The following is a 21,021-nucleotide window of genomic DNA, read 5'->3' as shown; positions in this document are numbered from 1 at the left end:
TGTTTGGTAAAATTCCTGAGATCACCACATCCTTCCATTTATATAATTGTAAGCGGTTTCAGATAGAAGTTTATCATAGCTTACATACAATTTAATCTGTTCAAATTAAAGATTTTACCCCAAAAAGTAATGTTCTTTTGTGGTCAAAAATGGAAATATAAAGAAATAACATACAAAAAAAGAGAACTTAGCGTCCCCTTTTAACTTGTCATATATCAGATTAATTATGCCCCTAACAAGCCCCTGCATAAGTAGGAACTTCACCTAGTAGATTATAAGTATCTTTGTGTATATTTCAATTGCATATTTGTATAATCTGGTCGGCTAGTTGATTTACTTTGATAGGTTTAAGATCCTTGTTGAACAGACCCATGGCTTTTATAAACGGAACCATAACGACTGCATCAGGACGATCCCCGTATACTAAACTCGGTTTTACTATACCGATTTTCTTGCCACTCGATTGGGCGTAATTCTCACCCTTTTGCTTGGATTCAAGGAACGGTTTATTCTTAAACGGCATTCCAATTCGCCCTGAAATATAGCATCCTTTAGGGATGTTCAATTTGTTCATAAGCTCCACCATGATTTTTACAGGTTCAACATTTAGCTTTTCGAATTCTTCCTTGCTGCTTGCTGTAGCAGTACCCACCAAATCAACGATGGCATATGCTTCTTGAGGAAGCTTTGAAAGATAAGAATCCATATTAAAAATATCAATAGCCATCCACTTAATACGTTTATGGTTCACCAGGCTAGGTAAGAGCTTATCCGGCTTTCCGTTCCGAGATAGGCTAATAATCTGAACCTTAGAGTCTATTCTTAACCATTCTTCCATCAGATGTGTTCCTATATATCCACTTCCACCCATTAGAATTACATTTTTCATTATTTATCACCCTTCATCATTTATTGTATTTTCATTAGATTCTTGCGAATCCTTGATGAACTCATCAATATGGTCAAACAACTTTTTGAGTCTGAAAATATCACTCTTTAGAACATCCAAATAATAATATTTTTTTGTTCCTTCTTGATCATAACCAATTAAATTGGCTTCTTTTAATATCTTTAAGTGATGAGAGACAGCCGGACTGGATAAATTAGTCCTCTGTGTCAGTTCCCCCACTCTGATTCCCTTTTCGTTTATACTTTCACCTTCAATTAAAGCAATAATGATAGATTGACGGGTTTCATCTCCAATGGCTGCTAGAGCTTTACTGCATTCGCAAAATTCCTCAGCCAGATTTCAAACGTTCTTGTCTGTCCATAGGCAGCCCCTTTGGTTTAATGGTTTAATCTTATGAACTATAGTACATGATTTTTTTTAGGATTAATTCATCGGTAAAGAAAATCGAGACCATTGAATTGTATAGTCAAAAAAACTGATCTAGTTGCTAATCTCCCCTACCAAAACTCCATAATAGAAGACAATAAATCCCTAAATGATCACATATAATGAGTGTTCATTTAACGATATACTCTAATGTAAACGCTAACATTTTGCTGGAGGTGGCCCATATTCGTGTATGCCCGCATCATCACTCTTATGAATAATCTCAGACTCAGTACGAAGTTATTTCTTTCATTTGGCTGTGTTGTTCTGATTCCAATCCTGATTGTTGGGTTGTTCCTCACGAATGAACTACGGAATATGGCAATGGCTAATGCACTCGAGCAGATTACCGCCAACGTGGACCGGGTGAAGAAACGCACTGGTGAGATGCTCAATATCCCTCTTGATATTGCCTATCGTCTATCGAATGACAGCCGATTGGAAGAGGCGGCCAATCATCATTATGAGTCTGTCTATGATGTTGTGGAAGCTTACTGGAACTATCCGGATTTCCGTGATTTTGTCCGTTTGTACAACGAAGTTTCCAGCATCCGCTTGTATATCGACAACCCGACGGTTCTTGACAATTGGGAGTTTCTTCAGACGAATGAGAAGGTTACGCAAGAGCATTGGTACCAAACTGCATTAGCCCAAAGGGGATTAGTAAGCTGGAATTATATTCAAGACGACCGCAACGGACAATATTATCTAAGTCTAATCCGAAAGGTCAATTTTTTTAAGGCGAGAACCACCGGTGTACTAGTCGTGAATGTGAATTCGAATAAACTCAATGCTATCCTCAATCAGGAATCCTTTGAAACGCTTATTATGGATGAGAACGATAATATCGTTGCTTCAAATCGCGTAGATACACAAGATAAATCACTGACGAATATTGACCTGACCACCCTATCCGCTACCGGGCAAGGTCCACACGATGTAACGATTGATGGCAAGCCCTTCAAAATGGTGATCGATCACTGGCAACCTGGAGGGAGCTTGAACAGTCTGCGTATCATTTCCATTTTTTCAGTAGCAAGTATCGTTGATGAGCCCAACCGAATTATCTTTCTAGCTTCTATTGTCATTCTTTCGGCATTAATGATGGCTATTCTCTTAATTTACTATGTCTCGCGGCTGCTCACCGGAAGGATACTGCATCTTAGCAAACATATTTCGAAGGTCGCTTCGGGTAATTTAGGGGCTACGCTAGTTATAGACGGGAAGGATGAAATCGGTCAGCTGGCCAGACAATTCAATCATATGGTTCGGAATATTAACGCTCTAATGAGCGAGGTTCAAGAATCCAATCGGCAGAAAAATGCGACTCAGCTAAAGCAGAATGAAATCAAATTTAAGATGATGGCCAGCCAGATCAATCCACACTTCCTCTTCAATGCCCTAGAATCAATCCGTATGAAAGCCCTTGTCAGGGGACAAGCGGATATTTCTCATATTGTTCGACTACTGGGAAAAATGATGCGTAAAAACCTCGAAGTCGGCAATGGAATGATCAGTCTGCAAAGCGAGTTAGAAACCGTAAACTGTTACCTAGTCATTCAAAAATTCCGCTATGATGACAGACTCACTTATGAGCTCCATGTGGACCCCAAAGCGAACCCTTTACAAATTCCACCTTTGATTATTCAGCCTCTGGTAGAGAATTGTGTCATCCACGGATTGGAGAATCGAATTGAAGGCGGCATGGTCCGGGTGGAAATCCGCTTAGAAGACAGTTATCTTAAGGTCCAGGTATCTGACAACGGAACGGGTATTTCAAAAGCACGAATACAAGAAATTAGGAAGATGTTAGATAACAATGATGACTATGAAACTAATAATATTGGGATGCGCAATATTCATTTGCGGCTGCAGCTGACCTATGGTCCGCAATTTGGGCTGACCTTAACAAGTCAAATCGGATTCGGGACGCAAATCAGCTTTGCGATTCCATTAAGGAGTGATTCTTATGTATAGTGTGTTGATTGTGGATGATGAGCAGGCAATCCGTGATGGACTAGTAGCTCTGCTGGACTGGGAGAGTCTTGGATTTCAAGTCATTGATTCCGCGGCTAATGCCATTGAAGCTAAGCATAAATATGAACTTTACTCCCCAGACCTGATGATCATCGATATCCGCATGCCCGGTAGAGATGGTTTGGAGCTTGTTGAAGAACTGAGAGCGCTCGATCCAGAAATGCATATTATTATCCTCAGCGGTTATGCGGATTTTCACTACGCTAAGCGTGCGTTATCCTTGGGCGTTGATACCTATTTGCTCAAACCGGTAGACGAAGATGAATTGCAGCTATACTTGGAGAAGCTGTTCATTGAGTTGAATGCGCGTAATTATAATCGCAAGAACCATGCTGCAGTCAAGGCATGGAACCGGGAAATGCTTGTTCAATCCTTGTTAATGGATCGAAGCGCACAGACCCCGCCAAACATGGAGCTAACCGTTGTTGAAACAGGGCTTCTTTGGGATTCTTATCAAGTGGTTCTAATTAGGCTCCTGCTTCAAGACAATGCGGACCACGGACCTTCAACAGTCGTAAAAGCAAGACTTGCGAAAAGCTTTGAAGAACATGACTGGGGCATAGTATTCTTGCTTGATTCTTATTTAGGAGTGCTACTGCAACCCTCATTTCAGAAAGAGCTTGTACATAAATTAATGGTCCAACATATACGGCAAGTGGTAAACGAGCATGAACTGGAATGTATCATTACCGCAGGCGATATGGTGAACACTCTGGAGGATATCCCTGTCTCCTACCAAACGGCGCTGGCAAGGATGAAGGAGCACTTTTTCTACGACGAGCTGGGGATGATTGGACCGGATTCCATGAAAATAAAAAACGGGCTGACAGTGAGTCCAGAAGAAATAGAGAATAAGCTGGAATCCGTAGTGGAACGAATGTTTTTTTCTATGGATACCGGCACTAACGCGTTACTCTTCACTCTGATTCTAGAAGCAGGAGAACTAATGATCAGTGCCGATTATTCCGAGATGGCCGTGAAATCGCGTTATGTGCGTATTGTCACTTATCTGCTTAACAAACTCTCTCTCCAATATAAGGAACTAAGCCCGCTGCACAGCAACATGGATGAACAGATTGAACAAATCTATAAACAAACCTCTCTGCCCCAGTTGCAGAGCTATATCTCCACTCTCCTGGAGTATTATGCAAAAGGTATAACTCGGGACGATATGGAGGTCTTCCTAAAGCGGATGTTGGACCTCATACATCGACATTATAATAAGAATCTTAAGCTCGACACGCTAGCAGATGTATTTAGTTACAGTAGCGCTTATCTGGGTAAACTCTTTAAAAATAGCACGGGCTATTCTTTTAACAGCTATCTAGATAAAGTCCGTATGGAGAAAGCCAAGGAACTGCTAACTAAAGGTTATAAAATCCAACAAGTAGCAAACGAAGTAGGCTTCAGCGATGTGGATTATTTTCGTGAAAAATTCAAGAAGTTTGAAGGTGTCTCACCCTCCGATTATCGCAGAAATAATTGATATCAGTTTTCTCTTTCAGAAATCGCTTACGAAAATGACGGATTTCTCCCTGTTTTTTATATAAAATTTTCGGGTGTTTCCTTTACTTTCAGTAGATTATGATAGTGGCATATCTAAGGAGGGACATAAATGAAAGCGATTACCTCGAAAATACAACCGGAGTCGAAAAAGCCAGCTTCTCGCTTTTGGCCAACTTTTTTACAGCAGAAATACCTCTATATGATGGCCATCCCATTTGTACTCTGGGCATTTGTATTTAATTATTTACCTTTATGGGGATGGACAATGGCTTTTCAGAAATACAAGCCCGGTAAATCCTTTTTCGAGCAGAAATGGGTCGGTTTGCAGTACTTCAGGGAGCTATTCCAGGATGATCAATTCTTTAATGCACTTCGTAATACGCTCGCTATGAGCATTATGGGCCTGTTGGCGGGATTTATCATTCCCATTATATTTGCCATTCTTCTGAACGAGCTACGGCTGCAATTGCTGAAACGATTTGTGCAGACAGTCTCCTATCTCCCCCACTTCGTATCTTGGGTGGTTGCTGCAGGGATTATTACCAAGATGCTCTCTACCGATAATGGTGCGGTAAACGATCTCCTACTAAGTCTTCATTTAATCAGTGAACCCATACAATTCATGGCTAAAGGTCATTTTTTCTGGGGAATTGTCACGGCTTCGGATGTTTGGAAGGAAACAGGCTGGAACACAATCATTTATCTGGCAGCCATCTCAGGCATAGGTCCAGAGCTTTATGAAGCAGCGAGGGTAGATGGTGCAAGTCGCTTGCAACAAGTTCGTAACATTACACTTCCAGGGATTCAGACAACGATCATTATTCTGCTCATCATTTCCATCGGGCATTTAATTAGTATCGGATTCGAGAAGCAATTCCTGCTCGGCAATAATCTAGTGCGCGATTACTCTCAGACGCTGGATCTGTACGCACTGAACTACGGTCTCGGTATGGGTCGGTTCTCCTTCGGTACAGCCATTAATATTTTCAATTCTGTGGTGAGTGTGATTCTGCTGTTTGCCGCCAACGGGATATTCAAAAAAATAACTAAGGAAAGCATCATATAGGAGGCCCTTATGCTAAGTAAAAAACTGGCCGCCGTATCTTGGTCGGACCGCATCTTTGATTTAGTTGTCTATGTAGCGATTACCGTGGTGACCATAGTTACGCTATATCCTTTTCTAAACGTATTGGCGATTTCTTTTAACGACTCTACAGACAGTATTAAGGGCGGAATTACGATCTATCCACGTGTGTTCACTTTTAAGAACTATGAGACGATCTTTGCCTATTCTGGGCTGATGACTGGACTCAAAATCTCGATCTTGCGAACGGTGATTGGCACGATTCTTGGGTTGGTTAGTGCCTCTATGTTGGCTTTCACGCTGAGTCGGGTGGACTTCCAAGCCCGAAAGTTCGTCTCTACATTTCTAGCGCTTACGATGTATGTCTCAGGTGGTCTCATCCCTGGCTACATCCTAATCAAAGATCTTCATATGATAGGAACCTTTGGCGTGTATGTCCTCCCAGGTCTCGTCAGCGCATTTAATGTATTTATCATCCGTTCTTTTATCGACGGCTTACCCTATGCGCTGCAGGAATCTGCTAAGCTGGACGGGGCTAATGACTTCACGATTTATTGGCGGGTTATTCTTCCGCTGACCAAACCTGCGCTGGCAACCATCGCTCTCTTCATCGCCGTTGGCCAATGGAATTCATGGATTGATACGTATCTTTACAATGGTTCCAAGGATGCGTTGACTACCCTGCAGTTCGAGTTAATGAAAGTCATACAGAGTACGACAACTAATGCGGACAATTTCCGAGGAAGAAATATGACCGAGGTTATGGCACAAATTTCTCCGGAATCAGTCAAAATGGCAATCACAATCGTAGTCACAGTGCCAATCCTAATTGTCTATCCATTTTTGCAGCGCTACTTTGTCAAAGGTATGACTTTGGGCTCAGTAAAAAGCTAGTACGCTTATGGTATCAACAGGCTCCGCCTGTATACACATTACATTTTTAACCAGAAAAAAGGGAGGGTTTCTATTCATGACAAGAAAGAAAGCAAAATCGCATGTGATATTGATGGTCTTGACTTTACTGATTAGTGTGCTGGCGGGTTGTAGTGGATCAAACAACAAAACAGCAGATAACAACGAAGGAACAAAATCAAAAAATGAAGTTAGTGCTACTGCAGAGGCTACCGCAGAAGCAACTGCACAAGCTGAAGATTTGAGTCCGCTCACACTCTCCTTCTTCGCAGAAGATCCAAATCCGAACTGGAACAACATGAAAGACGATATCAGTAAAGTGATTACAGAGAAAACAGGTGTCACACTCGATGCAGAATTTGCGGTAGGTGATCCACAACAAAAAATTGCCTTGATCGCTGCTGGTGGTGATTATCCGGATATCATCTCTGCCAAAGCTGATATTGGGAAACTTGTAGATGCTGGAGCAGTCATCGATTTAACCGAGTTAATCGACAAGTATGCCCCTAATATTAAACGTGTGCTGGGTGACAACCTTGCTCGGGCAAAATACACGAATGAAGACCAATCAATCTATGCTATTCCGACCTGGGCGGCGGTTGATGAGAAGAAATTCGTAGCCGGCGGTGGTTTTGAGCTCCAGCATCGCGTCTTGAAAGAAGCTGGATATCCTGAAATCAGAACGGTCACCGATTATGAGAATGTAATAAAAGCCTATCTGGAGAAACATCCAACCGATGAGAATGGTAATAAGAACATTGGAGTATCCCTTAATGCGGATGATTGGCATATGTACATTTCCGTGACTAACCCTGCTGTTGCTACGACAGGTGGTTCAGATGACGGAGAATATTATATTGATCAAGAGACCCATGAGGCGATCTACCACTTCCGTCGTCCGGAGGAGAAAGAGTATTTCCGCTGGCTGAACCATATGAATGACATCGGATTGCTCGACAAAGAGAGCTTCGTGCAAAAGTATGACCAATACAAAGCTAAAGTAGCCACCGGGCGAGTTCTCGGACTGATTGACCAAGATTGGGATTATAATGATGCTCAGCAAGCACTGAAAACGGCAGGTAAATTCGATCAGACCTATGGCCACTATCCAGTAACGCTGACAAAAGATTTTAAAGAAACCAGCTTCTGGCCTACTGGATTTATGGGCGGTTATGGGATTTCGATCTCCAGCACAAACCCGGACCCAATTCGTACTATTAAATTCCTAGACTTTCTCGCTTCTGACGAAGGACAGATCTTAAATAACTGGGGAATTGAAGGTAAGCATTATGTACTTGAGAACGGCAAACGGGTTGTTCCAGCAGAGGTGCAAGAGCGTATTAACAATGAAAATACAGCCTTCACTAAGGAATCTGGAATTGGCTTCTACTGGAATATGATGGTTCATTATGGAGATGGCGCTAAAGATGCAAGCGGAAATTATTACACTAAAAACTTCCCCGAACAGCTTGTACTCGGTTATAGCGATGCTGAAAAAGAAACATTAGCTGCTTACAAGGCAACCACATGGAAGGATTTATTCCCGAAAGAAGAAGAATTTACTGAAAAAGCCTATGGTGCAGCATGGAATATCGCGCTACCAGGCGAGGATGAGGTCTCCATTCTTGGTAACAAAATGAAAGATATTACATGGAAACGCATTCCGGAAGCTATTTTAGCGAAACCGGCAGATTTCGATAAAATCTGGGACGACTACATGGCAGCCCTAGAGAAAGCCGGAGTAGAAAAAATGGAAAAAGGCTACACCAAATACGTGCAGGATCGTGTTGCTTTATGGAGTTCTAAATAAAAAACATTCTGAGCCGTGCGGATATCCGCACGGCTCAGAATGTTTTTTACGATAACACAAAAAGTCAGATATACAACTAATACCCCCTACTCCAAATCGTACACTATACCTGAAAGATCCCGAAGGTTACCTATGGAAGTATAGATCATCTCCAAGAATGGCATTATAAGGTAGATGAATGGTCTGGTTTATTTAGGAGGATGAGAACAATAAAAACAAAAATTTCGTTTATTCAATCCATCATGATTATTATGCTGAGTACAGGCCTTCTGAATCATGTCATTATCATTCCCATCTTATTGGACGCGGCAAAACGTGACGCATGGATTTCAGTTCTGCTTGCGGCTGTATGTGCGTTAGTTTGGATTTTTATCCTCCACATTTCTAGCTCCAAAATCAAAAAGCAGCATCTTTTCGCGTGGCTTTCCAAAGCTTACCATCCCATTGTGGGTCGAACGCTTGCAGTAGTCGCTTGTATATATTTGTTTATAATATGTATGCTTACAACCAGAGATACTATCTACTGGGTGCATCTCACTTTCTCTCCAGAGACACCCATCCTGATACTCGCTTTCATATTGCTATTGATTTCTGTATTCAATGCATATTTAGGTATTCATTCCCTCGCGAATACCGCTGCTGTATTGCTGCCTTTTGTGATTATATTGGGCTTTTTTATAATGTTCTCTAACATACCGCATAAAGATTATTCCTTATTAAAACCGATACTTGAAAATGGCATGCGGCCAGTTTGGAATGGAACTATGTATGTAGGAGCAGGCTTTGTTGAAGTTATTATGCTTTTCTTTCTGCAACACCACATTAAATCACGAATATCATATCTATCCTATATGGTCATGCTTCTCCTTCTCTTAGGACTGACCATGGGACCGGTTATTGGTGCAATCGTTGAATTTGGTCCGGATGAAGCGGATAAACTCAGATTTCCAGCTTATGAAGAATGGAGATTACTAACGATTGGACGATACATTGAGCATCTAGACTTTTTTAGCGTTTATCAGTGGTTCAGTGGAGCTTTTCTGAGGATTTCCCTATCCATGTTTCTTATCCTTGATATATTCCAAATTCAAAGCAGAAAAGTAAAAATGTTGGTACTTGGCAGCATTTTCGCATCAATTCTAGTGTTCACAGCCATTCCTTTCAGTGACCAGTTATTTCTGAACATATTGTCTAACTATGTACTTCCCTTCTCTTTATGGGGGGTGCTTGCTTTTTCTGTAATTATTGCAGCCTTGATCAGCTTGGCTCAGCGAAAGGGGAAAGTAACATCGTGAAAGAGATTAAGTAACAGGAATCCAATACATTAGAGGATATGATCACACGGATTTTTGATTCAAGCTCAGACATTAAAAAATTGACGATCTCTTTATCGGACCTGGATTATGCTGTTCAACTGGTTTATTGCCAGGGATTATGCGACGAAATCAAAGTGGAACAATCCCTCATACCCGAATTAAAAAAGATCCCGGAATCTATCCTTACATCGCATGAACTTGATCTTGAGCAAAAGGTTCCGTTTCACATGTCACCCCTTCCATCCAATGAGATTGAAAAATCAATGATAAACACTGTGCTGAGCGGTGATCTGTTCCTTCTATTTACGCCATCGAATCGATCCTATGTTGTGAAATTGGCTGATCCTCCTAAACGGCAACCGGAAGAACCAAATACAGAAGTGTCCACAAGAGGTCCTAAGGATGGTTTTACGGAAGAATCATTTACCAATATTGCCCTTATTCGAAAAAGACTCAAGACTGAATTGTTGGCGGTAGAAAAATTCACGATTGGAACTCAAACATCCACTGAAGTTCATCTTCTATATCTCAAAGAGACGATTGAACCTCATGTTCTACAAGAGATTAAGACAAGACTGAACAGCATTCAAATCAAGGGACTTGTGGGCAGCACTCAGCTTGAAGAATGTCTGACTGGATTTTCGTTATTTCCATTATTCTCATATACGGGCAGACCTGATTATGCAGTAAATTCATTGCTTCATGGAAAATTTGTCCTGATGACCAATGGTTCCCCCACAGTAATTATGGCGCCAGTGAGTTTTAGCTTTTTGTTGAATACGTCGGAAGATGCTCATATGGTAAACATTTTTGTTGCTTTCACAAGATTGTTACGAGTACTCGGAGTGATGCTTTCTCTATTTTTACCGGGATTCTGGATCGCACTCAGTACGTTTCATCAAGATCAAATCCCCTTTACGCTGCTTGCAACGTTAGTGAATTCAAGACAGGGGGTCCCTCTTCCGGTTCCCCTTGAAGCGATTGTGATGCTCATTTTATTCGAGATTTTTCGCGAAGCTGGGATGAGATTACCTACCGCTTACGGTCAGACCTTGTCGGTTGTAGGAGGTTTGATCATCGGTCAGGCTGCCATTAGTGCGGGTATTGCAGGTGCAGGTACGATTGTCGTTATAGCAATTTCTGTGCTGGCTACCTTTACTTTAGTGAATCAGACACTAGTTGGCATCGTTAGCTTGTTAAGAATTGTCGTACTCTTATTTAGTGGTTTTCTCGGGTTATTTGGTACGATGATATGTCTTCTGGCACTGATTCTCTTTATGGTCAATCTACGTTCTTTCGGCACCTACTATCTATCCCCTCTATCCCCGCCACACTGGAAGGAATTTTATAAGGTTATTTTCCGAATGCCTTGGGGCAAGGTAAAGTTCACGAACACTGCGACAAAAAAAGGACGAGATCGATAATGAAATTAATCCGATGCATTCTTGTCATCCCCCTGCTCTCCACACTTCTAACGGGTTGTTGGGGATCAAAGGAAATTGAGCATATGATCTATGTGAACACAGTAGGCGTCGATTATGTAGATAACAAAGTCGTTATTTACATTCAAATGGTTAACTTTAGTGGCATTGCGAAAAAAGAGGCGGGGCAGACGCAAGAACAGAAAACCTTCACTGGAAAAGCAGAGGGTGATTCGTTTGATAACGCGATATTTAATTTGTATGCTTCTAGTCCGCAAAGAATCGTCTGGAGCAATGTAAAAACAATCGTATTTAGTGAAGCGGCGTTAAAGAAGGAAAGTGTTGTCAATCAAGTATTGGACGTGTGGGATCGATATTATGAGTTTCGTTATACTGTATGGACGATGGCGACCAAAGAACCTATAGAAAAAGTATTAAATACTGCGTCGATCAGCGATTTATCGGTGATATACTCACAGCTTAACAGTCCCATGCGAACCTTTGAACAAAGCTCAATTATCGCACCATTATATCTGTACAAGTTCATTTGGAAATGGAAGGAGGAAGCTGATACGGTTCAATTACCATTTCTTGAAATCGTGCCAGATTGGACCAGTAATAAAGTGCCCTCTCCTAACGTTAGTATGACGGGGATCTGTTTTCTGCAAAATCAGCAATATCGTGGCCATCTAAAGAGTAAGGATGTTTTAGGCATTCGGTGGTTTGAAAAAAAGACACAACGAACGCCACTAGTTATCAAAGATGAAAAAAAAGTACTTGCTGTGATCGTAATGAGCAAAATCAAATTCTCTATTCATCCTAAGATGAAGAATGGCAAGCCTGCCTTTGATATAAAAGTGTCTATGCAGGGCACGCTTCCAGAGTTAAACCCCAACCTTACTAGGAGTGCGCTTGAACTTAAAGCTATAAAAGAAATTGATAACCAGATCAGGGAAACTTACTTAAAAGGATTAGAAATTAATGCCGATGTATATGGACTCTCAGGCATTTTCTATCGCGAACTTCCGAAGGAATGGAAGAAATTAAATGATAAGGGAATTATACCGCTCGACTCAAACAGTATCGACAAGATCAGTATCAGTGTGAATCTTAATAGTGGAGGTATATCTAAGATTCAGTAAACTTGATGACGGATCAAGTTCAGGCTGATGAACAACTTTGATGATTAAAGATGGTTCATCAGCCTCTTACTTATATGTCCTACGGTATTTGTATCTTTCTTCTCTATCGCAATGATAAGTGCTTTTACACTTGGTGCGGTATTATTCGTGATTCGTTCAAATGGATCATTTGTAAATAATGCACGCAAAGCCTTTTTCAAGCGTCCCTCTTACGGCATACTGCTTCACCAATCCGACAATCATTACAATCATCGAAGCCAATAATAGAAAATGATATATCCACCAACTAAGTCTCCATATCTCTCCCATAACCAAACACTTGCTAACAACATACTTAACTGCGCTGATATACCAGGTAGATTAGTTGCAGGAAGTAAAAAGTATGGTGTCGATATCCCAGGTAAAGTGAACATCAGAGCAAGAGAAGTAAATGAGAGCGATAAGAATCTTAATATTTTTTATGGTATAGCAATTGAAATTAAGGGTCCAAAAAAACTTGTTTTTGTCATGATAATGTCTCCCATGTTAAATCAGCATCCAATAACCACCAATAAATATACAACATAATGGGTTGGTTACTAGGTTCGACTGGCAGAAAATCTATCTTAACGTATTCGTATCCTTAATGAACCAGCTTTTCAGAAGGAGGAATTCATAGTTATAACGAATAACAGTATATTAAATTCTTTTTAGACTGGGTTGGAGGGCTAATATGCTGGATGTAAAAGATATTTTGCTGCAATTATTGTTTGCCCTAACCCCTTTTGTCCTGTATACCATTTACTATCGTGATAAAGCCGAAAACTACTCAAAACAATTTATCACGATCACTTGTATGATCTGTCTTTTTATGTCGATGACTTTTCCAGCTACTGTACAAGTTGGCATCATATTCGACATTCGATACGTGATCATGTTTTTCGGAATGGTGTATGGAGGCATAACTACTGGAGTTTTTCTTCTCATAGAATTTTTAATATACCGCCTGATTATTGGTGGACAGGGATTATTTTCAGCGATTATTATTCTCTCTATTACTTTCACCTTATCTGCCTTGTTATCCAGTCTTTACCGTCGTCGTTCCGAATACCGAAAACTTATTACATTTATTGCAGGGATAAGCTTTTCCATCATTCCAATCGGCACTATGTTTGCAACAGAATACCAATATACGATACAGCATTTAAAGTTTAACATCCTCGTTATGCCAGTACAAAATTTCCTCGGAATTTGGATATTGATTTCCCTTTTTAATAAAGCAGTTTCTGACAAGGAATTGTATCTGAGGTATCTTCAGAGTGAAAAATCGGAAACAATTGCGCATGTCGCAGCTTCTCTTGCCCATGAAGTCCGTAATCCGCTTACAGCCGTTATGGGATTCTTGAAATTACTGAAGGATGATTCTATTACTAAAGAAAAAAGTCAAAAATATATTGATATTTGCCTCGAAGAGATTAAACGTACAGAAGTTATTCTTTCGGAATATCTATCGATAGCTAAACCAAATCATTCCATGGTAGAGCAAATTGAACTTGTGCAGCAGATATACTCGATCGTAGATATCATAACGCCTTACGCCAACATGAATAACGTATCTTTGGAAGTGCAACATTTGGAAGATAAACTATTTGTAACTGCAAATCCTACTGAAATCAAACAACTATTCATTAATTTTATTAAAAATGCGATTGAAGCTTGCTCTGTTCAGGCAACAGGTAATGTAAACATCCGTATCGAGCGGCAATCCAAATATGCAAAAATAACAATAATTGATAACGGGGTTGGAATGAGCAGCCAGCAAATAGAGCGACTAGGAAGCATTTATTTTTCAACTAAAAGCAAAGGAACGGGATTGGGCCTTACGCTTTCATACCAATTAATCCGTTCGATGAACGGTGATGTCACTGTACAAAGTAAATCAGGAGAAGGAACTGAATTCATACTCTCATTTCCTTTATCCGACTGAATGCAAAAAACGCTCGCCTCAACCTTATCGTTGAAACGAGCATTTGGATTACCTATTTCATCTCAAATTATGCTCTGCGAATTATAAATTCAAAATCCATATCATCCGAAGGATCTATTTGATATTCATCAAGAACTGGAGCTCCCCAGCTATCATCCCCGCCTACGCCCATTTGACGTCCGGCAATCGTAACAACGGTATAATGAACGTTCGGCAGCTCATAATGATGCGTTGCATTCTCCAGCTCCATTGCCGAATAAGGCGATATATTGGCTTCAACAGGGGCTGTGACTGGTGCCGATATTATAATCCCTTGGCCATGATCGTTAGTTATGGATACTTCGCGCACACCTGTGCGGTTGCCCGATTCCTGCGGTACCAAATAGGAGGACACATTGTCCACCGCATGATTCTGGAAACGACACAGTCTCGCCCCAAACGAGCGGTCGATATAATTTTCTTCCGGCCCATTCGCATACCAATTCAGCTCGTGATAATCCGCCGGAACCTTAAAGGTTAAAGCAAAGATCGGAAGCTTTGGTAAACCCGCTGCTCCATGGTAGCTTGATTTCACCTTTATGCTTCCATCGGAGAACACTGTGTAAGTTACACTTACCCGCACTCCCTCTGATACACTAAGCTTATACACATAAGTTACTGTCGCACGGTCCTTCTCCTCCAAAAGCTCGAAGCTTAACGTTCTACGGGTCAAGCTTGCTGCATACCAAGGGGAAGAGTCGAAATGGATTCCTGCCCCCTTGTCATTGTCTGTCATCGCTCTCCAGAAAAGCGGTGCCGGCGGCGAAGAGATCATTTCCCGGCCTGAATATTTGACGGAGATTAATGTACCCGCCTGCTTTGAGAACATTACAGAGAAGTCACGGCCATGCACCCCAATATTGACATCCCCTTCAACCACGCGAAAATCATTCACGACAGGTGTGATCTTAGCATATGATGGGGACTCTTCTGCTGACGTATTCCCCACTTGAAAAACATGCTGGCCAAAAGCGATTTCATAACCGCTATTTGCCCATAATAAATCTTCCTTCAGGACAAGAGAAACATCCAAGCTATACTCACCAGGCTGGTTCTTAATATCCGGTAGATCAACTTCTACATATCTTTCCTCACACGGATTAACCTGGGCAAGTGCAGTTCCACGATAGATTACCCTACCCTCATAGTTCAGAGCGTATTTCAACTCATATGCATCCAAGCCCACAAATAAGTTCTCATTACTAATGGTAACACCATGACTGTCCGGGTGCAGTTTGACGTTCTGATACAGAAATTTCACTTCCTGCATTTTCGGAGACCATCTCCGGTCCGCATACACAATTCCGTTACCGGAGAAGTTGTAGTCCGTTGAACGATCATCGAAGTCTCCTCCATAAGCCATGAAGGGCTTACCGTATCGATCATTTTTCACAATTACTTGATCCATGTAGTCCCAGATGAATCCGCCTTGATACATTGGATACTTCTGCTCTAGCTCGGTGTATTTGTGTAGTCCCCCGACGGAATTTCCCATCGCATGCATGTATTCACAGCTAATATATGGCTTTAACGGATCTTCTTTTAAATACTTTTCGATATCTGCTGCTTTCGCATACATACGGCTCTCCATATCGCTCGAATCATCATAGTCCCGGTTATGGAATACCCCTTCATAATGAACCAAACGAGTAGGGTCCTTCTCTCGAAAATAATTCGCTACGTTCAGGATTACTTCTCCTGCAAAAGATTCGTTGCCACAGGACCAAATTAGAATAGATGGATGGTTCTTATCTCTCTCCACCATGGAAATCGCGCGATCCATCACAATATCCTGCCATTCAGGCTTATTGCCAGGGATGTTCCAAGACGGTTCAACAGCCCCCATTTTCTGCCATGATCCATGCGACTCTAAATTCATCTCGTCAATGACATAGACACCGTATTCATCACACAGCTCATACCAGAATGTCATGTTCGGATAGTGAGATGTCCGCACAGCGTTGATGTTCGCCTGCTTTAATGTTTTTATGTCCCATAGCATATCTTCTTTTGTAATGCTGCGTCCGAAACGTGGATTAAACTCGTGACGGTTGACGCCTTTAAATACAATACGTTTGCCGTTTAAGTGCATAATTTTATCTATCATCTCAAATTTTCGAAAGCCAATTTTTTGCGGCACGACTTCCACAAGATCCCCGGATGCGTTGTAAACAGATACATAGAGAGTATACAAATTAGGATCTTCTGCGCTCCACAGCTGAACCTTTGTTGCTGCAAGCGTAAGCGAAAGGGTATCTCCTGAAACTTCACTCACATCGCTAGCCACAAGATTACCTGCTCTATCCTTAAGCTCAAGGAGTACTTTTGAAGCAGACTTACCTATCAACTGCATGACAGCGGTTAGTGTTCCCTGTTCAAACTTATTATCCAGATCGGTCTGAACGTGTAGATCCCGTACATGAACATCAGGCACGGTGTATAGATACACCTCACGAAAGATTCCCGAAAAGCGCCAGAAGTCCTGATCCTCAAGCCAACTCCCAGTGCTGCGCTGATAGACCTCAACCGCCAGCTTATTCTCACCTTCCGTCAAGTACGGTGTCAGATCAAATTCACTCGGTGTAAAGCTATCTTCGCTATAGCCAACAAATTCCCCATTTAGCCATACATAGAAAGCCGTTTCCACTCCTTGAAAAGATATATACACCGGACGTTGCTCCCAACCGGTAGGAACTACAAAATACTTCACATAACTACCTACGGGATTGTGGTCCTCAGAGATCTTCGGAGGTCTAAGATGCTCATGACCGTCCCATGGATACATCGTATTCACATACTGAGGCTGCCCATACCCCTGAAGTTGGATATGACCGGGAACTTCAATATCCTTCCAGCCTCTGCAGGATACGCTCTCCTTATAAAAATCCACCTGTCGTTCCATGGGATTATGGGCGTAACTAAATTTCCAACTTCCGTTCAGACTATAACGAAAGGGCATTTCGCCAAGCGCTTCGGCTTCAAGTTTCGTTTCGTAATATCGATGATCGGAGTGAGCATATATTCTGCCAACGGCATAAATGGAAGGGTCTGATAACCATTCCAGACTTGGAGCGACGCCCCGTTCAACCTGCTGCTTCATTTCATTGTCCTCCTTCTGCTTTTAAAATAATCGCTAAGTTATTTAACTGAACCCGTCATCCCAGCCACAAATTGCTTTTGCATCATGAAGAATACAAGAGCAGTCGGCAGTGTCGTAATGACAATCGCAGACATGATCAGACCATAGTCAGGGGCATAACCCGATCCAAGATTCGAGATAAGAAGGGGCACAGTCATATTTTTTGGTGATTGTAATACGATCAAAGGCCATAGATAATTGTTCCAGCTGTTTAGAAATGTGATAATCGCAGCGGCGGCGTAAGTTGATTTCATCGTTGGCATATAAATCCGGAAGAACAAACCAAATTCCGAAAGACCATCGATGCGCCCAGCCTCCATCATATCCTTAGGAAACATTTTTGTATTTTGACGAAAGAAAAAAATTAGGAATGCTGTTGTAAATGTCGGAAGAATGACTGCACCTGCTGTATCGATACCAAGAAATGGCACTACACTTGATACTTTTGCGAACATTTGAAATAGAGGTACCATGATCGCCGCAAATGGAATCATCATTGAAGCAAGTAAAATATTGAATACGATATCTTTACTCCGGCTGCGGTACATTTCAAAACCATATCCAGCCGCCGATGCTACTAGCAGTGAAAGCACAGTAGTCACTACAGAGATTTTTGCGGAGTTCCAAAGAGCCTGCCACATATCCACTGAACTAAATAGATTGTTTATATTTTCAACTAGATGTGCACCTGGCAACATTGTCCCTTTTGTTACATCAACCGACTGGTTCGTGGCGCTTATTACCATCCAGATAAATGGAAAGATAGAGATCAGCGCAGCGATGATTAGAAACAAGTAAGTAAACATGCGTTTGGTTTTCATTATCTCTTATCCCCTCCTACTTTGTTCTGAATAAGCGTCAGAATGAGCACCATTACAACAATCGAATAGGAGACGGTTGCAGCATATCCAAAGTTAGGTGTGTATTCAAAGGACAGGTTATAAATATATTGGGAAATCGACATGGTTGCATTGCCCGGTCCACCCTTCGTGATGTTAACCACCTCATCAAACAACTGAAGTGTTCCAATGGTCGATGTTATCGTCGTAAACAAGATGATCGGCTTCAATAGTGGGACTGTAATTTTGAAAAATTGTGTAAATGCATTTGCACCATCGATATGAGCAGCCTCATAAATTGATTTATCGACATTTTGCAATGATGACAAATAGAAAATCATATTATAGCCAGTAAAGCGCCAAGTGATGGCAATGATGATCGTAACTTTGGCCCAGAAGGGGTCAGTAATCCATTGAATCGGCTCGCTAATTAGATGCAGATTCACTAGAAATTTATTGATGATGCCTTCGGCTCCAAACATGTATTTGAAAACAACGGAGTACGCTACAAGTGAGGTTACCGTGGGCAGAAATATGGCCGTTCTGAAAAACCCTTTAAATTTCAGTCTTTCGTCATTGAGGAGTACGGCGATAAAGAGCGCCAGCACCAGCATGACTGGGACTTGAATAATCAAGTAAATGAAAGTGTTCTTGACGGCTGTAAGAAAAGTGGTGTCGCTAAACAGTCGAATATAGTTATCAAAACCGGTAAAATGAAGGTTGTTTCCTCTGCCTGTTTTGAAAGATAAAATTAAAGCTTGAATCATTGGGTAAAAATAGAAAATACTGATCATTATGACCGGCACAAGAACGAATAACCAGCCTGTTAGATGGATTCGCCGTTGACCCTTAGAGCTCTTATGTCTTTGAGAGCTTAGCCCTGGCTTTACAGTTTCCACTCCACTCCACACCCTTCTGTCTGATTTATTAGAGATGAAAGCCCCTGCTGCCCATCCTTCTGTAGAAATCCAATTTACAGGAGAAGAAGAAGCAAGGGCTTAGATTGTACAGCCTAAGTGTGATTAGCGAATTTGGGTATCTGCTTGCTTCTGAGCGTCTTTCAGAACTGTATCGATATCTTTTCCACCAAGATAAGATTGTACGGCTACAACCATAATGTCCTCAATTGCGTAAGTGTTCATGCCATAGTTGACGTTTGGAATTTGCTCGGTCCATGCTGCGAAATCTGATACGACTTTTTGACCTTTGAAGAATTCATCCGCAGCTGAATAAGCTTCTCCGCTTGCCGCAGCTTTTAAAGTACCGATGACACCAACTTTTGTATTCAACGTTTGATACAATTCAGCATCAGAGGCAAAAGTCTTAGAGAGGAACTCTGCAGCTGCCTCTTTACCATCTACATTCATTACATACCAGGAGCTGCCCCCAAGGTTGGATGCGTGAACGGAGCCTGTAGTAGCTGCCAGCTTAGGAAGCGGAGCGACTGCCCATTTACCAGATTGGGAAGCTTCAGCTTTAATTGAAGGTGTAATCCAGTTACCTGTCGGAACAGTAGCCACTTCACCACTATTGAATGCGCCTACAAATTGGCTCCAGTCGGAGTTTACTTTTACGATGCCGGAATCCATCATTTCTTTGTACAATTCAAGTGCTTCTTTCAAAGCAGCATTATCTGCTATAGTCGGAGTTTGACCATCTTCACCTGTGTACCATGCGCCCGCTGATTGGATCATGACTCGGATAAGCCCAAGATCATTTGGATCAAGCGTAATCATGCTTTTGCCGGTTTTTTCTTTTACAGCTTTACCGATCTCGATATATTGCTTCCAGTCGATATCCTGTAATGAATCCAGGCTGTAGCCTGCTTGCTCAAGATAGTCTGTCCGTACGTACATTCCAGTTACACCAGAGTCAAATGGAACACCGTATTGCTTACCGTCAACACTGGTCGGGCCAATCTTGTAATCCGCAAAGTCAGCAGCCTTTACAACATCCGTTAATTCAAAAAAGGAATCCGGATACGCTTGCAAGAAGCTCTGCGCACGGTAATCTTCGATCAGAACAATGTTAGGCAGCCCCTTCGTCGAACCAGAGTTTAGCCCAGTGTTCAGCTTCTGAACGATATCAGCCTGTGCGTTCTCTACGACGTTTATTGTTACGTCTGGATTGACTTTCGCATAAGCCTCTTTGGCAACATTCATAGCGGCAATGTTAAACGCTGGGTCCCAAGCCCAAACTGTGATCTCTTTTGGCTTGCTATTACCTTCACTACCGGAGTTGCTCGTATCGTTTTTTGTTCCACCTGAGGAACATGCAGACAGTAGTACCACACTAGCCAGCATTACGGATAATAATTTTTTCACTTCTTAACCCCCTTGATAATCTGAAAAATAATAAAGATGGAAGCGTTTTCCCTGCTACGCTTCCATCTTATCACTTTGTATTCGCTTTCTTTGGCAGTATCTTTGTTAGCTTTGGTGTTATTATTGGATCCTATTTTGATTCTCATTTCA

At 41.6% G+C, this 21,021-nt stretch carries 16 protein-coding genes; 10 read left to right on the top strand and 6 right to left on the bottom strand.

Annotation, left to right across the window (positions count from 1 at the left end; translation table 11 throughout):
- Positions 1–295 precede the first annotated feature (295 nt).
- The gene (locus ACDZ28_RS23895; protein WP_375102929.1) at positions 296–889 is read right to left on the bottom strand and encodes an NAD-dependent epimerase/dehydratase family protein; all 594 of its coding nucleotides are present in this window, start codon (positions 887–889) and stop codon (positions 296–298) included.
- A gap of 6 nt (positions 890–895) precedes the next feature.
- The gene (locus tag ACDZ28_RS23890) at positions 896–1,165 is read right to left on the bottom strand and encodes an ArsR/SmtB family transcription factor (protein ID WP_375105402.1); all 270 of its coding nucleotides are present in this window, start codon (positions 1,163–1,165) and stop codon (positions 896–898) included.
- A gap of 384 nt (positions 1,166–1,549) precedes the next feature.
- Between ACDZ28_RS23890 and ACDZ28_RS23885 the strand changes: the two genes are divergently transcribed.
- The 10 genes from ACDZ28_RS23885 (at position 1,550) to ACDZ28_RS23840 (ending at position 14,530) form a co-directional block, all read left to right on the top strand.
- The gene (locus tag ACDZ28_RS23885; protein ID WP_375102928.1) at positions 1,550–3,313 is read left to right on the top strand and encodes a sensor histidine kinase; all 1,764 of its coding nucleotides are present in this window, start codon (positions 1,550–1,552) and stop codon (positions 3,311–3,313) included.
- Positions 3,306–4,859: a response regulator gene (locus ACDZ28_RS23880; protein ID WP_375102927.1), complete on the top strand. Its 1,554-nt coding sequence runs from the start codon at positions 3,306–3,308 to the stop codon at positions 4,857–4,859. Before ACDZ28_RS23885 ends, ACDZ28_RS23880 begins: the two co-directional genes overlap by 8 nt.
- A 129-nt stretch (positions 4,860–4,988) precedes the next feature.
- Positions 4,989–5,945, top strand: a complete 957-nt coding sequence (locus ACDZ28_RS23875; protein WP_042127715.1) for a sugar ABC transporter permease — start codon at positions 4,989–4,991, stop codon at positions 5,943–5,945.
- A 9-nt stretch (positions 5,946–5,954) separates the two neighbouring features.
- Positions 5,955–6,857: a carbohydrate ABC transporter permease gene (locus ACDZ28_RS23870; protein WP_042127713.1), complete on the top strand. Its 903-nt coding sequence runs from the start codon at positions 5,955–5,957 to the stop codon at positions 6,855–6,857.
- Positions 6,858–6,933: 76 nt separating this feature from the next.
- Positions 6,934–8,685: an ABC transporter substrate-binding protein gene (locus ACDZ28_RS23865; RefSeq protein ID WP_375102926.1), complete on the top strand. Its 1,752-nt coding sequence runs from the start codon at positions 6,934–6,936 to the stop codon at positions 8,683–8,685.
- A 200-nt stretch (positions 8,686–8,885) separates the two neighbouring features.
- Positions 8,886–9,980 carry an endospore germination permease gene (locus tag ACDZ28_RS23860; RefSeq protein WP_076121550.1) on the top strand — a complete coding sequence of 365 codons (1,095 nt, stop codon included), beginning with the start codon at positions 8,886–8,888 and terminating at the stop codon, positions 9,978–9,980.
- Between the two features lie 38 nt (positions 9,981–10,018).
- Positions 10,019–11,425, top strand: a complete 1,407-nt coding sequence (locus ACDZ28_RS23855; protein WP_076121548.1) for a spore germination protein — start codon at positions 10,019–10,021, stop codon at positions 11,423–11,425.
- On the top strand, positions 11,425–12,564 hold the full coding sequence (locus ACDZ28_RS23850; RefSeq protein WP_042127708.1) for a Ger(x)C family spore germination protein: 1,140 nt from the start codon (positions 11,425–11,427) through the stop codon (positions 12,562–12,564). The genes ACDZ28_RS23855 and ACDZ28_RS23850 overlap by 1 nt, the downstream gene beginning before the upstream one ends.
- A 270-nt stretch (positions 12,565–12,834) precedes the next feature.
- Positions 12,835–13,131, top strand: a complete 297-nt coding sequence (locus ACDZ28_RS23845) for a hypothetical protein (protein WP_042127706.1) — start codon at positions 12,835–12,837, stop codon at positions 13,129–13,131.
- A 145-nt stretch (positions 13,132–13,276) separates the two neighbouring features.
- Positions 13,277–14,530 (top strand): ATP-binding protein, encoded by a 1,254-nt coding sequence (locus ACDZ28_RS23840; RefSeq protein ID WP_375102925.1) that lies wholly within the window; start codon positions 13,277–13,279, stop codon positions 14,528–14,530.
- A gap of 67 nt (positions 14,531–14,597) precedes the next feature.
- Here ACDZ28_RS23840 and ACDZ28_RS23835 read toward each other — a convergent pair whose 3' ends face one another.
- The 4 genes from ACDZ28_RS23835 to ACDZ28_RS23820 form a co-directional block, all read right to left on the bottom strand.
- The gene (locus ACDZ28_RS23835) at positions 14,598–17,669 is read right to left on the bottom strand and encodes a glycoside hydrolase family 2 TIM barrel-domain containing protein (RefSeq protein WP_375102924.1); all 3,072 of its coding nucleotides are present in this window, start codon (positions 17,667–17,669) and stop codon (positions 14,598–14,600) included.
- Positions 17,670–17,707: 38 nt separating this feature from the next.
- A complete protein-coding gene (locus ACDZ28_RS23830) occupies positions 17,708–18,529 on the bottom strand; it encodes a carbohydrate ABC transporter permease (protein WP_042127700.1) in 822 nt (273 codons plus the stop codon).
- Positions 18,529–19,341 carry a carbohydrate ABC transporter permease gene (locus tag ACDZ28_RS23825; RefSeq protein ID WP_231574270.1) on the bottom strand — a complete coding sequence of 271 codons (813 nt, stop codon included), beginning with the start codon at positions 19,339–19,341 and terminating at the stop codon, positions 18,529–18,531. Before ACDZ28_RS23825 ends, ACDZ28_RS23830 begins: the two co-directional genes overlap by 1 nt.
- Before the next feature lie 228 nt (positions 19,342–19,569).
- A complete protein-coding gene (locus tag ACDZ28_RS23820) occupies positions 19,570–20,871 on the bottom strand; it encodes an ABC transporter substrate-binding protein (protein WP_042127696.1) in 1,302 nt (433 codons plus the stop codon).
- Between the last annotated feature and the right edge of the window lie 150 nt (positions 20,872–21,021).

It is taken from the genome of Paenibacillus sp. RS8 (assembly GCF_041956825.1).
In the GTDB taxonomy this organism is placed as follows: Bacteria; Bacillota; Bacilli; order Paenibacillales; family Paenibacillaceae; genus Paenibacillus_AQ.
The sequence above is the reverse complement of the archived record's forward strand: the minus strand, read 5'-3'. Positions and strand labels throughout refer to the sequence as shown.